This is a genomic window from Streptomyces sp. SolWspMP-5a-2 (assembly GCF_900091845.1).
Classification (GTDB): domain Bacteria; phylum Actinomycetota; class Actinomycetes; order Streptomycetales; family Streptomycetaceae; genus Streptomyces; species Streptomyces doudnae.
The window spans coordinates 1-14,125 of record NZ_FMCI01000309.1 but is presented as its reverse complement, the minus strand read 5'-3'; the positions used below and the strand labels follow the sequence as shown (position 1 = coordinate 14,125).

The following is a 14,125-nucleotide window of genomic DNA, read 5'->3' as shown; positions in this document are numbered from 1 at the left end:
AAAGCGGTCGGCAGGGCTCTGTGCGCGCGCCGCGCGGGAAAGGCCGAAAAGCGTCGCTCATCGACGCGGGAGAGGGACTTGACCAGCGGGCTTTACCGGCTCATTGCGGTTGCCTGCGACCCCGTGCCGCAGCTCGGGGGTGGCCCGCGCCGCCGCGTGGTAGCTTCCGTATACAAGGTGTATGCGATCTCAGGGGGTTGCGGTGCTGTCCGGTCGGGAGAAGGCCTACGCGTACCTCAAGGACACGGTGCTGACGGACCCCGGGATGCAGGGGGCGTTCCTGTCCGAGCAGGAGATCGCCGACCGGATCGGCGTCTCGCGCACCCCGATCCGCGAGGCGCTGCTGCTGCTCGCCGCCGAGGGCCTGGTGGAGCTGGTGCCCAAGCGGGGCGCCCGGGTCGCGCCGCTGACCGGCCGGGAGATCACCGAGCTGATGGAGCTGCGCGGGATCGTCGAGCGGTACGCGGCCGAGCAGTTGGTGTCCGGCGACCGCATCCCGGTGGCGGAGCTGCGCGCGCTGCTCGACCGGCAGGCCGAACTCACCGGGCCCGACCAGGCACGGGAGTTCATCGCCGTCGACCACCTCTTCCACTCGACGCTGGTGTCGGCGGTCGGCAACACGCTGCTCGACCGCCACTACGAAGGGCTGCGCAGCCGTCAGGTCAGGGCCGGGGTGGTGGCCCTCTTCAACCGGCAGGGCCGCCAGGACGCCGTCCTGCACGAGCACGGCGCCATCCTGGACGCGCTGGTGGCGGGCGACGCGGGGGCGGCCTGCGCCGCGATCGACGGGCATCTGGAGTCGACCCTGAAGGTCCTGCTGGCGGGTTAGACGGCCGGACCGCACGGCCGGCGGGCGCGGGACCCGGCCCGCCGGCCGCGGGGCTCAGCCCGCTCCGTCGCCGTCGCCGTAGGTGAACACCAGCATGGTGACGCCCTGTTCGGCGCGCCACGGGCCGTGCGGCATGCCGGGCGGGCGGCAGGCGTACATGCCCGCGGTGAACACGGTGTCCAGCGTCAGGTCGTGCAGGGCGCCCGCGACCAGGTACACCTCCTCCCAGAAGGCGTGCCGGGCGACGCCCTGCGGCGAGGTGTCGGTGCCCGGCGCCCAGCGGACCAGCGCGGTCCTGGTGCCCGCGGCCGGGTCCTCGGCGAGGACGCGTTCCTCGACGCCGGGTCCGGTGGCCGTCCAGGGGCCGTCCGGGACGTGGAACTCCAGCTCGGGCTTGCTCATCGCCACAGCTCCGGGCGGCGGTTGGCGAGCACCGAGGTGCGCTCGCGGACCGAGGCGACCTCGTCGGCGTCCAGCTCGGCGAGGAGCAGCTCGGGACGGGCCCGCGCGCGCTCGCGGACCGTGCCGTCGGGTCCCACGACCAGGCTGTGGCCGATGCCGGTGGGCGCGGTGCCCGCCGGTCCCTCGGGCTCGGCCTGGTCGACGGCGGCGACCCAGAGGGTGGCGTCCAGGGCGCGGGCGCGCACCAGCAGCTCCCACTGGTCGAGCTTGCCGGGTCCCGCGCCCCAGGACGCGGCGAGCAGCGTGGCGACGGCACCGGCGTCCGCGTGGGCCCGGAACAGCTCGGGGAAGCGGACGTCGTAGCAGGTGGCGAGGGCGAGCCGGACGCCGTCCACGTCGACGGTGACGATCCGGGAGCCGGGTTCGACGGTCGCGGACTCCCGGAAGCCGAAGGCGTCGTAGAGGTGGATCTTGTCGTAGGACGCCTCGACGCCGGGCCCGGTCGCCAGCAGCGTGTTGGTGACGCGGCCCTCGGGCGCCGGGGTGAACATGCCCGCGACGACGACGGTGCCGGTGGCGGCGGCGATCTCGCGCACGCCGTCGGCCCAGCGGCCGTCGAGGGGTTCGGCGAGCGGGGCCAGGCGGGTGCCGAAGCAGGCCATGGCCGCCTCGGGGAAGACGACCACGCGGGCGCCGTCGTCGGCGGCGCGGCGGGTCCACTCGCCGATGAGCCCGAGGTTCTTCTCGGGGTCGGGTCCGGTGGTGAGCTGGCTCAGGGCGATGCGCACGGGGGTCACTCCTCGGGACGGTGGGGTCAGTGGGCGGAGGTCGCGTCGTCGTCGGAGCGGGCGCGGGCCGCGCCCTCGGCGAGCGCGGTGTCCTCCTCGACGGCCGCGCCCGCGCCCCGGCCGAGCCGGACGCCGGTGAGCGTGACCGCGGCGGTCACCGCGATGTAGACGGCGAGCGGCACCCAGCTGTCGTAGGCGCTGAGCAGCGCCGTGAACAGCAGCGGGGCGATCGCGCCGCCGATGATCCCGGCCAGCGTGTACGCCAGCGAGGAGCCGGTGTAGCGCAGCCGGGGCGAGAACTGTTCCGCGATGAACGCGGCCTGCGGCCCGTAGAGGAAGGAGTGGATGGCGAGGCCGACGATGACGCCCGCGGCCAGCGTGAGCCATCCCCCGCCGCCCACCATCGGGAAGAACAGGAACGGCCACACCCCGGCGGCGACGGCGGCACAGCCGTACAGCAGGCGGCGGTCGATCCGGTCGGAGACGGCACCGGCCAGCGGGATCAGGAAGACCTGGAGGGAGGAGCCGATGAGGACGGCGGTGAGGGCCGAGCCGCGGGACATGCCGAGGTGGTCGGTGGCGTAGGTGAGGACGAAGACGGTGAACATCGCGTAGAGCACGTCGGGTCCGACGCGGCTGAGGATCGCGGCGGTCAGGGCGCGCGGCTGGGTGGTGAAGACCTCGCGGATCGGCGCCTCGGGCCGGGACTTCTCGGCCTCCATGGCCTTGAAGACCGGCGTCTCCTCCAGTTTCGCCCTGATCCACAGTCCGAAGCCTACGAGGACGCCGGAGAGCAGGAACGCCACCCGCCATCCCCAGGACTCGAACTGGGCCTCGGTGAGGGTCGCGCCGAGCACCGCGAGCACGCCGTTGGCCATGAGGTTGCCCGCGGGCGGGCCGACCTGGGCGGCCGAGGCGTAGAAGCCCCGGCGGCGCGGGTCGCCGAACTCGCTGGAGAGCAGGACGGCTCCGCCCCACTCGCCGCCCACGCCGACGCCCTGCGCGAACCGCAGCAGCACCAGGGCGATCGGCGCGACCGGGCCGAGGGTGGCGTAGCCGGGCAGCACACCGATCAGGAAGGTGGCGGCGCCGATCAGGACCAGGGTGGTGATCAGCACCTTCTTGCGGCCGATCACGTCGCCGAGGCGGCCGAAGACGAAGCCGCCGAGCGGGCGGGAGACGTAGCCGACGGCGTAGGTCGAGAAGGCGAGGAGGGTGCCGGTGAGGGGGTCCTCGGAGGGGAAGAACTGGTCGCCGAAGACCAGGGCGGCGGCGGCCGAGTAGACGGCGAAGTCGTACCACTCCAGAGCCGTGCCGGTGAGGCTCGCGGCGAAGGCGCGGCGGACTCCGGAGCGCGTCTCGGGCGCTTTCGGAAGCTCCGCTGGGGTGTCGTGCATGGTGCCCATCCTTGCGTCGGATACATCGACCTTCCGGCATACTTCTTGTATACAGGTCGTATGCGCAAGCCCCGCGCAGGAAGTGGCCGGGAGAAATCCCGGTCCGCCGATCCGGATCCGATCCTTGGGAGTGCCCTCCATGGCCGTGCTGACCTTCGAACTGCCCGACGGCTCGACCCGCGAGGTCGACGTGGTGCAGGTGCTGAACGCCGGGTACGCCGGCCGCAGCCAGGACGACGTCGCCGCGCACGTCGCGGAACTGGCCGAGCTGGGGGTGCCCGGCCCGTCCGTGACGCCCGCCCTCTACCCCGTCTCCCCCTACCTCGCCCAGCAGACCGGGCGGGTCGCGGCCCAGCACGGGCGGACCTCGGGCGAGGCGGAGTGGGCGCTGGTGGTGGCGGACGGCGGCGAGCTGCTGCTGACGGCCGCGTGCGACCACACCGACCGCGACCTGGAGGTGCACGGCGTGGCCTGGAGCAAGAACGCGGGCCCGGACGTCCTGGCCCGCCGGGCCTGGCGGCTCGCGGACGTCGAGTCCCGGATCGACGAGCTGACCCTGAGCGCCTGGGTCTCGCACGGCGGCACCGAGACCCGGATCCAGCACGGCACCTGCGCCGAGCTGCTCACCCCCGCCTACTGGGTCGAGGTGCTGCGCGAGCGCGGCGAGCTGGTGCCGGGCACGGTGCTGATCTCCGGGACGATCCCGATGGCGCACGGCGTGGACCAGTTCGCCGACGGCTGGCGCGTGCGGCTGGGCGACCCGGTCACCGGCGACACCATCGAACTCGCCTACGACGTACGGCCGATGCCGGAACCGATCGGCTGACGGCGGGCCGCGCGCGGAGGGGGAGGACGCACCACGGGGCCGCCCCTCCCCCGCCCCGGCCGGACGGAGCGCACACCTTCCGGCCCCGCCTCCGGACCACTCCGACCCGCCTCCGGACCGCCTCCGGACCGGCCCCGGGTGCGGGATCCGGAAGCCAACTTAGGTTTACCTCACCAAAAATGCGGAGACAGCACTAAACTTAGGCTAACCTTCCTTGCATGGCGAAGATCCACAGGCTGATGCCCCAGCACCCCAGGATGTTCCGCGCCGAGGTCGTGCGTACCGAGCGCGTCTCCCCCTCCATGCACCGCGTGACCGTCACGGGCCCCGAACTCGCCGAGTTCCCGTGGCTGGGATACGACCACTGGTTCCGGCTGTTCTTCCAGCTCCCGCACCAGCGGACGCTGCGGCTGCCGGTGGTCGACGGCACCCGGTGGTGGCAGCCGTACCTGGCGATCCCCGAGGAGGAACGCCCGCACTGCGCGAACTACACGGTGGCCGACTTCCGCCCCGCGAGCGCGGAGATGGACATCGACTTCGTCGTGCACCGGGGCCCCTCGGGCGAGCTGGAGGGCGGCGCCGCGATCTGGGCCTGCTCCGCGCGGCCCGGTGACGCCCTCGCCCTGCTCGACCAGGGCGTCCTGTTCGACTGCCCGCCCGACGCCTCCGAGGTCCTCGTCGTGGCCGACGAGACGGGCCTGCCCGCCGCCACCGGCATCCTGCGCTCACTGCCGCCGCACACCGTGGGCCGCCTCATCCAGGAGGTCCCGCACGCGGCCGACCGGCGCCCGCTGGTGGCGCCCGCCGGGGTCAGCGTCACCTGGATCGTCCGCGAGGACAGCGCGTCCGTGCCGGGCGCCGCCGCGCTCGACGAACTGCTGCGGCACACGCCCGCCGACACCGACGGGTACGCCTTCGTCGTCGGCGAGTCGACCCTCGCCACCGAGGGGCGCCGTCATCTGCGCCGGTCCGGGCTTCCGAAGGAACGAATCTTCTTCTCCGGTTTCTGGAAGCACGAGCTGCGCCAGGCCGCGTGACGGCGGGCTCAGTCCTCCGCAACCGTAGTGGTCACCGGCGTCCCGACCTCCACCGTGCGGCTGACCGTGCAGAGGCGGTCGTGCGAGGTCCGCACCGCGCGGGGCAGGATCGCCCGCGCCCGCTCGGCCCCCTCGCCGTCCGGGAAGGCGACGTGGAAGGTCACGGCCAGGTCGGTGAGCCGCTGGCCCAGCTCGTCGTCGATCTTGGTGCCGTCCACCGTGACGGTGAAGCGGGACGGCTCGGCGTGGCGGGAGGTCGCCACGTCCACGTCCACCGCGCTGCAGCCGCCGAGCGCGGCGAGGAGCAGCTCCACGGGCGTGAACGCGGTGTCGCCGTCGGCGGCCGTGCCGAACTCGACGGTGCCGCCGCGCGCGTTGGTCGCCACGAAGTGGCCGGTCCTGGTGCGCTCGACACGGACGGAGCGCGAGGAGTTGTCGGTCATGTCCAGGACCCTAGTGCCGTGACCGGAGAGGTTCGCCGCAAGGCTCGCGGTGTCCGGTGCGGTGCATCGCAAGGCGGAGCGTCGCCCGCGTACTGGATGTACTCGGGTGACGCGACAACGCGGCGAGGTGCCGTGCCGGGCATCGCGAGCCGGTGAACCTCTCCGGTCAGGGCACTAGGTCATGTCCGCGCCGTCCCGGCCGCCCGGCGCCGTCCGGCCTGACGACCGGACCCGGTGGAGACGGCACAGGGCCGCCTGTCCCGCGCGCGGTCCCGGCCAGGGTCTCTGCCCCCGTCCGGGGCGATCATGTCGGCCGCCGGGTGAGACGATCACGACACCGGGAGCGGGAAGGCCACCGCCGTCCGGGGTGTTGGCCCCTACGACGCCGGATGCCGGCGTCGCGTGCGCGCACGCAGTGACAACGAAGGAAGAGTCCATGTTCCAGCGCATCCTGGTCGCCGTCGACCCCAGCCCCGCCCGTCACTCCGCCGTCCGCCTGACCGGCGAGCTGGCCCGGCTGGCGGGCGCCGAGGTCCGGGTCCTGCACGTCATCGCGTCCGCCGCCGCGCTCGCCACCGTCGTCCCGCTGGAGGACGACGCCGAGGCGAAGGCGCTCCTGGACGAGGCCGTGGCCGCGCTGCACGGGCAGGGCGTGAAGGTCGACGGCGCTCTCGCCAGCGGCCTCACCACGCAGGTCGCCACGACGATCGCCGAGGCGGCCGAGGAGTTCGGCGCCGACCTCATCGTGCTGAGCCCGCATCAGCGCGGGACCGTCGAGGCGCTGTTCAACCCGCGGGTCAGCGACGCCGTCGCGCACGCCAGCTCGGCCGCGGTCCTGCTGGCGCCCAAGGACCCCGCGCAGGACTGAGCCCGTCCTCCCCTGGGCCGGGCCTCAGCGCCCGCCCCAGGAGGCGGGGTCCCAGATCCCCGCGCGGCGCAGCGACTGCGGGCAGTGCCGGTAGATCTCCTCGATCTCCAGGAGCAGCGCGAGCGCAGGACGCCTGCCCTTCTCGGCCATGGCGTCGAAGAACGGCGCGTCGGTCAGGATGCGGACCCGGCCGTTGATCCGCAGGACGTCCTTGCTGCCCGGGATGAGGTAGAGCAGCCCGGCGTGCGGGTTGTCCAGGATGTTGTGGAAGCTGTCGCCGCGCCGGTTGCCCGGCCGGTCGGGCAGGGCGATCGTCGACGCGTCGACGACATGGGTGAAGCCGGGCCCGTCGCCGCGCGGCGAGACGTCGCAGTTGCCCCGGCTGTCGGAGGTCGCCAGCAGGCAGAACGGCGCGCGGGCGAGCACGTCCAGGTCGTCGTCGCCGAGGCGGTCGTGCACCTTCTCGACCACGACCGGATGCGGCGCTCCGCCCAGCAGTTCGCGCAGTTCCTCGCGCGAGGTCAGTTCGGCGTATCCGCCGCCGGTGCTGGTCTGCGCTTCGATCGTCCGGGACAAGCCGACCCCTGGGGTAGTTTCCGACCACTGGTTGCCCTGCACACTTTATCTGATGTTAGGTTTGGCTTGCCTAATCAGAACAGGGGTCCAGGTGAGCACCACGACGGACGCGGCGCCGAGAACCGGCGGCCGTGCGCGCCGACCGGCGACAGCCACACTCGGCGCGGGCCTCGCGCTCCTCGCCGTCCTGCTCTGCGCGGCGTCGGCGCTCAGCCTCGTCGTCGGGTCCGGGCAGGTCTCCCTGCACGACGTGGTGCACGGCGTGTTCACCCCCGACCGGGCGGTGCGCGGCCAACTGGTCGTCCACCAGGTGCGGTTGCCCCGCACCCTGGCCGGGCTGCTGGCCGGGGCCGCGCTCGGGCTCGCGGGCGCCGTGATCCAGGGCCTGACCCGCAACCCGCTGGCCGACCCGGGACTGCTCGGCGTCAACGCGGGCGCGGCCGTCTTCGTGGTCTTCGCCATCAGCGTGCTGTCCCTCACCGAGCCCGCCCAGTACATCTGGTTCGGCTTCCTCGGCGCCTGCCTGGCCGCCGTGCTGGTCTACGGCGTCGGCAGCCTGGGCCGGGAGGGCGCGACCCCGGTGAAGCTGGCCCTCGCGGGGGCCGCCACCACCGCCGTGCTCTCCTCCGTCACCAGCGCGATGCTGCTGACCGACAGCCGCACCTTCGACCAGTTCCGGTTCTGGCAGGTGGGCGCCCTCAACGGACGTGACATCGATGTCCTGCGGCAGGCGCTGCCGTTCGTCGTCGTCGGCGCCGTCCTCGCGCACGCCCTGGGCCCCCGGCTCAACGGACTCGCGCTGGGCGACGACGTGGCGCGCGGCCTCGGCCAGCGGCTGGGCGCCACCCGGCTCTGCGCCGCGCTCTGCGTGGTGCTGCTCTGCGGTGCCGCGACCGCCGTGGCGGGACCGCTCGGCTTCGTCGGGCTCGCCGTCCCGCACGCCGCCCGGCTGCTGACCGGCCCCGACCACCGCTGGCTGCTGCCCTACAGCGCCCTTCTCGCGCCGCTCCTGCTGCTGCTCGCGGACGTCGTCGGCCGGGTGATCGCCCCGCCGGGCGAGGTGCAGGTGGGCGTGGTGACGGCGGCCCTGGGCTGCGTGCCCTTCGTCCTCCTGGTCCGCCGCTCCGCCCGGGGCGCGCTGTGAAGGGCACCGGCCTGGTCGCCGGGTCCCCCGCCGTGCCCGAGGCCGCCGCCCGGCTGGGCAGACTGCGCCTGCTGCGGCGGGCCCGGTTCGCCTCGGTCTGCGCGGGCCTGCTCCTGGTGGTGCTCGCCGCGTTCACGCTGGCCCTGTGCACCGGCGACCTCGCCGTCCCGGTGGCCGACGTCTGGTCCACGCTGCTGGGCGGCGGCGACGCCGGGACCCGCTTCGTCGTCGTCGAACTGCGGCTGCCTCGCGCCCTGTTGGCGCTGCTCGTCGGGTTCTGCCTGGGGCTGTCAGGCGCGCTGTTCCAGGCCCTGCTGCGCAACCCGCTGGCCAGCCCGGACGTCATCGGCGTCAGCTCGGGCGCCGCCGTGACCGCCGTCGTGGCGTCGCTGGTGTACGGCGTCAGCGGCCTCGCGCTGTCCGGGGCCGCGCTCACGGGCGCGCTGGCCGCCGGGGCCGCCGTCTACCTGCTGGCCTGGCGCCGGGGCGTCAACGGGCACCGTCTGGTGCTGATCGGCGTGGGGGTGGGCGCGGGGCTGTCCAGCGTCGTCTCCTACCTGATGACCCGCTCCGAGGTCACCGAGGCGCAGAGCGCGTTCGTCTGGCTGGCCGGGAGCCTCAACGCCCGTTCCTGGCCGCACTTCTGGCCGCTGCTGCTGGCCTCGTCCGTCCTGGTGCCGCTCACCTTCGCGGCCTCCCGGACGATGCCCGCGCTGCAACTGGGCGACGGGACCGCCGCCGGGCTCGGTGCCCGCGTCGAACGCGACCGGCTCGCCCTGCTGGCCTGTGCCACGGCGCTCGCCGGGGTGGCGACGGCCGCCGCGGGGCCGGTCGGCTTCGTGGCGTTCGTCGCGCCGCCCGTCGCCCGGCGGCTGCTGCCGGGCCACGGCGCGGCGCTGCTGCCCGCCGCGCTGGCCGGTGCGGCGCTGACGGCTCCGGCCGACCTGCTGGGCCAACACCTGCTGCCGCAGACCCAGTTGCCGGTCGGCATCGTCACCAGCGTGGTCGGGGCGCCGTACCTGCTGTGGCTGCTGGCCCGCGCCAACCGCGTCGGCACGGGCGGTTGACGGTGCCGGCCGACCGCCCCGCCCCGCGCACCGCGTCCGCGCGCCCGACCGCACCCCATGACAGATCCGCATCCGCGAGGAGACGACGATGACCGCAGCCCACACGCTCCGGGCCAGCGAGTTGAGCCTGGGCTACGGGGAACGCGAGGTCGTCTCCCGGCTGGACCTGGAGCTGCCGCCCGGCCGGATCACCGTCGTCGTCGGCCCCAACGCCTGCGGGAAGTCGACCCTGTTGCGGGCGATGGCGCGGCTGCTCGCGCCGTCCGGGGGCGCCGTGCTGCTCGACGGCCACGACATCCAGCGGACCCCGACGAAACAGGTGGCGGCCACGCTCGGCGTGCTGCCGCAGTCGCCGGTGGCGCCGGACGCCATCTCGGTCGCCGACCTGGTCGGCCGGGGCCGCTACCCGCACCAGGGCTGGTTCCGCCGGTGGACGGCCGCCGACGACGAGGCGGTGGCCGCCGCCCTGCTCGCCACGGACGTCCTGGACCTCGCCGACCGGTCCGTCGACGAACTCTCCGGCGGGCAGCGCCAGCGCGTCTGGATCGCCATGGCGCTGGCCCAGGAGACGGACGTGCTGCTCCTGGACGAGCCCACCACCTACCTCGACATCAGCCACCAGCTCGACGTCCTCGACCTGCTGACCGACCTCAACCGCGACCGGGGCGTGACCCTCGCCCTGGTCCTGCACGACCTCAACCTCGCCTGCCGGTACGCCGATCACCTGGTCGCCATGAAGGCGGGCCGGATCGTCGCCGAGGGCGTCCCCGGCGACATCGTCACCGAGTCCCTCGTCGAGGAGGTCTTCGGGCTGCGCTCGGCGATCGTCCCCGACCCGGCGTCCGGGACCCCGATGGTCGTCCCGCTCGGCCGTCATCACATCACCACCACGCCCGTCTGACGGGCGCACACAGAAAGAGCCGGCATGTCACTGCTCTCCCCCGTCCGGCGCGGCCGCCGCAGCGTGCGCGCGCTGACCGGAGCCCTGCTCCTCGCCCTGCTGGGCACCGCGACCGCGTGCGGCTCCTCCGCGGACGACTCCGCCCCCGCCTCCTCCGCCTCCCCCGCCGACGCGGGCGCCTTCCCCGCCAAGGTCGCCACCAAGTTCGGTACCGTCACCGTGAGTTCGCGCCCGCAGCGGGTCGTCGCGCTGGGCTGGGGCGACGCCGAGACGGCGCTCGCGCTCGGCGTGCAGCCGGTCGGCCAGAGCGACTGGCTCGCCTTCGGCGGCGACGGCACGGGCCCCTGGGCCAAGGGGCGTTACGACAAGAGCCCGCAGAAGATCGGCACCCTGGAGCCCGAGTTCGAGAAGATCGCGGCGCTGAAGCCCGATCTGATCCTGGACGTCAAGTCCAGCGGCGACCGGACGCGGTACGACACGCTCAGCAAGATAGCGCCGACCATCGGGGTCCCGAAGGGCAGCGACCAGTACAAGATCTCCTGGCAGAAGCAGACCACGATGGTCTCCCAGGCGCTGGGCCTCGCCGACGAGGGCCGCAAGCTGATCACCGCGACCGAGGCGAAGTCCGCGGCGGCGGCGAAGGCGCACCCCGAGTTCAAGGACAAGACGGTCACCGTCGGCTCCCGCACCTCCAGCGGCTGGGGCGCCTACGTGCAGGGCACGGACCGGGTCAACTTCGTGCAGGCGCTGGGCTTCCGCAACAACCCGAAGGTCGACGCCAAGGCGGGCGCCTCGTTCTCCGTCAGCGTCTCGGAGGAGAACCTGCAGATGCTGGACGCGGACCTGGTCGTGATGGCGCCCATCGGCGTCGATGCCGCGAAGATCTCCTCGGACCCGCTGTTCACGTCGCTGCCCGCGGTGAAGGCCGGGCACTCCGTGGTCTTCGAGGGCGACAGCGTCATCAGCCGCGCGTTCGCCACCAACTCCGTGCTCTCGGTGTCCTACGCGGTGGACCACGTCGTCCCGCTGTTCGCCGACGCCCTCAAGTGACCGCCCCGGGGGCCGTCGTCCGCCGCCCGTGGGGCGCGGGCGACGGCCCCCGGCCGTGCTCCGGACGGCCCGCGCCGCTCAGGCGCGCAGGGCGGAGCCGTCGATCGCCACCCGGCGGCCCTCCCGGGTGAGCGGGAAGTAGTCCCAGACCGCGTGGTGCTGGACGCTGCGGTTGTCCCAGAAGACCAGGGTGCGCTCCTGCCAGCGGACCCGGCAGTGCAGCAGCGGGGTGCGCGCCACGTGCGTGTGCAGCAGGTCGAGCAGGGTGTCGCTCTCGGTCCTGGAGAGCTGCGGGATGTGCGAGGTGTAGGGGGCGTTGACGAACAGCAGCTTGCGGCCGTTCTCCGGATGGCGCACCACGACCGGGTGCTCGGTGCGCGGCACGTCGTACTCGGGCGGCGGGGTCTGGCCCGCGGCGGTCCACGGCAGCGCCCCGTCGTGGACGGCGGTCAGGGTCTCCAGGAAGCCCCGCAGCGCGGGCGAGAGCAGCTCGTAGGCGAGGTGCATGTTGGCGAAGAGGGTGTCGCCGCCGCTGTCGCCCTCCGGCATCGTGGTGATGTAGAGCATCGAGCCGAGGGACGGCTCGGCGTCGGCGGTGCCGTCGGAGTGCCAGCCGTTGCCCGCGACCTGGCGCGACTCCTTGCCCGCCTTGATGTCCAGGATGTACGGGTCGGAGCCCTCGACCGGCAGGGCGACCGGGTGCAGGGCGCCGAAGACGCCCGCGAACCGCTTGTGCTGCTCGGGCGTGAGGTCCTGGTCGCGGAAGACCAGCACGTGGTGGGCGTGGAAGGCGTGGGTGAGTTCCTTCTCCTGCTGGGGCGTCAGCTCCCGGGACAGGTCGAGACCGCTGATCTCGGCGCCGAGCAGCGGGGTGATCGGGCTGAGGGTGAAGGTGTCGTAGGGCTCGACCGGGCGGGTGGTGAGCTGTTCGACGGCCTTGAGGGCGTACTCCTCCATGAGGACCTCCGTGCGCTGGATGGGGTGGGTGGGGCGGTCGGCCGGCCGGTGCCGGGCCTGGGCTGTCGGGTGTGCGGTGCCGGTCCCCGCGGGTGCCCGCTCAGGGCCGCCCGGCAGGACGCGGCGGGGCGGGCGGCGGGGGCGCGGCGAGCGCGTCGGCGATCTCCGCGACGTGCGGTGGGGCGACGATCTCGTAGTGGTCGGCGTCGAGCCGGTGCGCGCCGCGCAGGTGCGCGAGGTGCGCGTCCCAGGCGCCGGGCTCGGTCGGGTCGGGGGCGAGGAGCCCCTCCTCGACCGGGCGCGCGGCGAGCCAGACGGTGGCCGGGGTGGCGGCGAGCCGGGGCAGCCGGTGGTCGGCCATGGCGGCGAGGTTGGCCCGGCAGCACCGCGCGAGGCGCTCGGCGTAGGCCCGGCCCGACTCCGGCAGACCGCCCCCGTTGCCGGACAGCTCCCGGGCGAAGACGGCGTCGATCTGGTCCTCGTCGTAGGCGGCGAGGCGGCGGCCCGCGTGCGGGGGCGGCGGGTCGATGAGGTGCACGGTGTCGGCCGGGGCGCCTTGCGCCTCGGCGTGCGCGGCCATCGACAGCGCCGTCCAGGCCCCGAACGACCAGCCCGCGAGCCGCAGTCGGTGTCCGGGGGCGGGGAACGCGGCGCGCACGGCGGCCAGATAGTGTCCGGCGCGCTCGGTCAGGGACCGGGCGGGCAGGTCGGGGTCGCGCAGCGCGGGGTCGGCGATCAGGCAGACGGTGAGGTCGTCGGGCAGGGCCGCGACCAGCGGGCGGTAGGCCTGGATGTCGCCGCCGACCGGGTGCACCAGGCAGAGCACGTCCTGGCCCCGGCCGCGCTGCCACACCTCCACGTCGGCGGCCTGTCCGGTCTCCCCTGCGGCGCCGAGGTGGCCGAGGATCTCGGCGAGGCTGACCCGGTGGCTGAGCCGGGAGAGGTCGATGTCGGTGCCGAAACGGCGCTTCACCTCGTCGAGCAGCTCCAGCAGGGTCAGCGAGTCGGCGCCGAGGTCGTAGAGCGGGGCCTCCGGGTCGACGGCGGTGACGCCGAGGAGGTCGAGCAGCACCTCGGTGACCTCGGCCGACGGGTCCTGGGCGGGGGTGTCCCGGACGGCCTGGGGCGCGACGGGCGGGCCCTCGTAGAAGGTCCGGGCGGCGTCCAGGTCGGTGGTGTTGACCAGCAGGGACGGGAGTTGGAGGTGCAGGGCCCGGTCGAAGACGTCGGCGCCCTCCCCGGCGGTGATGCCGACCGCGAGGTGGCGCTGGTGGCGGGCGTCGGAGCGCAGCGCGTGCTCGGCCATGCCGACGCCCCGCCAGATGTCCCACCCGACGCTCATCCGGACCGTGGCGTCGCCGCCGCCGGGCGGCGCGTAGTGGGCGAAGGCGTCCAGGCAGGCGTTGGCCGCCGTGTAGTCGAACTGTCCGGCGCCGCCGAACCGGGCGGCCATGGACGAGCAGGACACCGCGTGGTCGGGGTCGTGCTCGGCGATGAGGAGTTCGACGAGGAGGGCGCCGCGCAGCTTGGCCGCGGTGGCGCGGCGGGCGGTGGCCGGGTCGCGGCGGGCGAGGAGCCCGCCCGCGGCGGCGCCCGCCGCGTGCACGATCCCGGCGAGGTCGTCGAGGTGCGGGGCGAGCCGTTCGGCGATCGCCCGCGGTTCCTCGGTGGCGAGGTCGGCGGCGACCAGCGTGACGCGGTCGGCGGCGGGCCGCAGCGCGTCCGGCAGGCCGGTGCCGCGGGCGACCAGCACCACCCGGTTGCCGGGTGCTCCAGCAGGCGGGCGGCGAGGGTGGCGCCGATCCCGCCGGTGCCGCCGAGGACCAGATGGGTGCCGGGG

General features: G+C 74.3%; 15 protein-coding genes. 8 read left to right on the top strand and 7 right to left on the bottom strand.

Features of this window, described 5'->3' with window-relative positions:
* Positions 1-202 precede the first annotated feature (202 nt).
* Complete coding sequence (locus GA0115242_RS30400) at positions 203-829, top strand: GntR family transcriptional regulator (protein WP_093834147.1); 627 nt, start codon at positions 203-205, stop codon at positions 827-829.
* 54 nt (positions 830-883) lie between these two features.
* Here GA0115242_RS30400 and GA0115242_RS30395 read toward each other — a convergent pair whose 3' ends face one another.
* The 3 genes from GA0115242_RS30395 to GA0115242_RS30385 are packed head-to-tail and all read right to left on the bottom strand — an operon-like array spanning position 884 to position 3,416.
* Entirely contained in the window at positions 884-1,231 is a 348-nt protein-coding gene (locus GA0115242_RS30395; RefSeq protein WP_093834145.1) for a cupin domain-containing protein, read from the bottom strand.
* Positions 1,228-2,019: a carbon-nitrogen hydrolase family protein gene (locus tag GA0115242_RS30390; protein WP_093834143.1), complete on the bottom strand. Its 792-nt coding sequence runs from the start codon at positions 2,017-2,019 to the stop codon at positions 1,228-1,230. Before GA0115242_RS30390 ends, GA0115242_RS30395 begins: the two co-directional genes overlap by 4 nt.
* 26 nt (positions 2,020-2,045) lie before the next feature.
* Complete coding sequence (locus GA0115242_RS30385; RefSeq protein WP_093834141.1) at positions 2,046-3,416, bottom strand: MFS transporter; 1,371 nt, start codon at positions 3,414-3,416, stop codon at positions 2,046-2,048.
* Between the two features lie 139 nt (positions 3,417-3,555).
* Between GA0115242_RS30385 and GA0115242_RS30380 the strand changes: the two genes are divergently transcribed.
* Together GA0115242_RS30380 and GA0115242_RS30375 are read left to right on the top strand one after the other, a co-directional pair.
* Positions 3,556-4,242, top strand: a complete 687-nt coding sequence (locus GA0115242_RS30380) for a DUF2848 domain-containing protein (RefSeq protein ID WP_093834139.1) — start codon at positions 3,556-3,558, stop codon at positions 4,240-4,242.
* Positions 4,243-4,460: 218 nt separating this feature from the next.
* Positions 4,461-5,279 (top strand): siderophore-interacting protein, encoded by an 819-nt coding sequence (locus GA0115242_RS30375; RefSeq protein ID WP_161353373.1) that lies wholly within the window; start codon positions 4,461-4,463, stop codon positions 5,277-5,279.
* An 8-nt stretch (positions 5,280-5,287) separates the two neighbouring features.
* On the opposite strand, the gene GA0115242_RS30370 is transcribed toward GA0115242_RS30375, so the two are convergent.
* On the bottom strand, positions 5,288-5,722 hold the full coding sequence (locus GA0115242_RS30370) for an OsmC family protein (RefSeq protein WP_093834137.1): 435 nt from the start codon (positions 5,720-5,722) through the stop codon (positions 5,288-5,290).
* A 436-nt stretch (positions 5,723-6,158) separates the two neighbouring features.
* Between GA0115242_RS30370 and GA0115242_RS30365 the strand changes: the two genes are divergently transcribed.
* A complete protein-coding gene (locus GA0115242_RS30365) occupies positions 6,159-6,590 on the top strand; it encodes a universal stress protein (protein WP_093834135.1) in 432 nt (143 codons plus the stop codon).
* Positions 6,591-6,614: 24 nt separating this feature from the next.
* Here GA0115242_RS30365 and GA0115242_RS30360 read toward each other — a convergent pair whose 3' ends face one another.
* Positions 6,615-7,166 carry an MSMEG_1061 family FMN-dependent PPOX-type flavoprotein gene (locus GA0115242_RS30360; protein WP_093834133.1) on the bottom strand — a complete coding sequence of 184 codons (552 nt, stop codon included), beginning with the start codon at positions 7,164-7,166 and terminating at the stop codon, positions 6,615-6,617.
* A 91-nt stretch (positions 7,167-7,257) separates the two neighbouring features.
* Between GA0115242_RS30360 and GA0115242_RS30355 the strand changes: the two genes are divergently transcribed.
* From GA0115242_RS30355 to GA0115242_RS30340, 4 genes are all read left to right on the top strand, one after another.
* Positions 7,258-8,310 (top strand): FecCD family ABC transporter permease, encoded by a 1,053-nt coding sequence (locus GA0115242_RS30355; protein WP_370672332.1) that lies wholly within the window; start codon positions 7,258-7,260, stop codon positions 8,308-8,310.
* Complete coding sequence (locus GA0115242_RS30350) at positions 8,307-9,377, top strand: FecCD family ABC transporter permease (protein WP_093834129.1); 1,071 nt, start codon at positions 8,307-8,309, stop codon at positions 9,375-9,377. Before GA0115242_RS30355 ends, GA0115242_RS30350 begins: the two co-directional genes overlap by 4 nt.
* Positions 9,378-9,465: 88 nt before the next feature.
* Positions 9,466-10,278: an ABC transporter ATP-binding protein gene (locus GA0115242_RS30345; RefSeq protein WP_093834127.1), complete on the top strand. Its 813-nt coding sequence runs from the start codon at positions 9,466-9,468 to the stop codon at positions 10,276-10,278.
* A gap of 24 nt (positions 10,279-10,302) precedes the next feature.
* Positions 10,303-11,328 carry an iron-siderophore ABC transporter substrate-binding protein gene (locus GA0115242_RS30340; RefSeq protein WP_093834125.1) on the top strand — a complete coding sequence of 342 codons (1,026 nt, stop codon included), beginning with the start codon at positions 10,303-10,305 and terminating at the stop codon, positions 11,326-11,328.
* Positions 11,329-11,406: 78 nt separating this feature from the next.
* On the opposite strand, the gene GA0115242_RS30335 is transcribed toward GA0115242_RS30340, so the two are convergent.
* Together GA0115242_RS30335 and GA0115242_RS30330 are read right to left on the bottom strand one after the other, a co-directional pair.
* A complete protein-coding gene (locus GA0115242_RS30335) occupies positions 11,407-12,285 on the bottom strand; it encodes a TauD/TfdA dioxygenase family protein (protein WP_093834123.1) in 879 nt (292 codons plus the stop codon).
* A 100-nt stretch (positions 12,286-12,385) separates the two neighbouring features.
* Positions 12,386-14,041 (bottom strand): KR domain-containing protein, encoded by a 1,656-nt coding sequence (locus GA0115242_RS30330; RefSeq protein WP_256089793.1) that lies wholly within the window; start codon positions 14,039-14,041, stop codon positions 12,386-12,388.
* Positions 14,042-14,125 lie beyond the last annotated feature (84 nt).

Coding starts and splice junctions, on each gene's coding strand:
- GA0115242_RS30395 (WP_093834145.1), bottom strand. CDS start 1,231: ATGAGCAAGCCCGAGCTGGAGTTCCACGTCCCGGACGGCCCCTGGACG.
- GA0115242_RS30385 (WP_093834141.1), bottom strand. CDS start 3,416: ATGCACGACACCCCAGCGGAGCTTCCGAAAGCGCCCGAGACGCGCTCC.
- GA0115242_RS30380 (WP_093834139.1), top strand. CDS start 3,556: ATGGCCGTGCTGACCTTCGAACTGCCCGACGGCTCGACCCGCGAGGTC.
- GA0115242_RS30375 (WP_161353373.1), top strand. CDS start 4,461: ATGGCGAAGATCCACAGGCTGATGCCCCAGCACCCCAGGATGTTCCGC.
- GA0115242_RS30370 (WP_093834137.1), bottom strand. CDS start 5,722: ATGACCGACAACTCCTCGCGCTCCGTCCGTGTCGAGCGCACCAGGACC.
- GA0115242_RS30365 (WP_093834135.1), top strand. CDS start 6,159: ATGTTCCAGCGCATCCTGGTCGCCGTCGACCCCAGCCCCGCCCGTCAC.
- GA0115242_RS30345 (WP_093834127.1), top strand. CDS start 9,466: ATGACCGCAGCCCACACGCTCCGGGCCAGCGAGTTGAGCCTGGGCTAC.
- GA0115242_RS30340 (WP_093834125.1), top strand. CDS start 10,303: ATGTCACTGCTCTCCCCCGTCCGGCGCGGCCGCCGCAGCGTGCGCGCG.
- GA0115242_RS30335 (WP_093834123.1), bottom strand. CDS start 12,285: ATGGAGGAGTACGCCCTCAAGGCCGTCGAACAGCTCACCACCCGCCCG.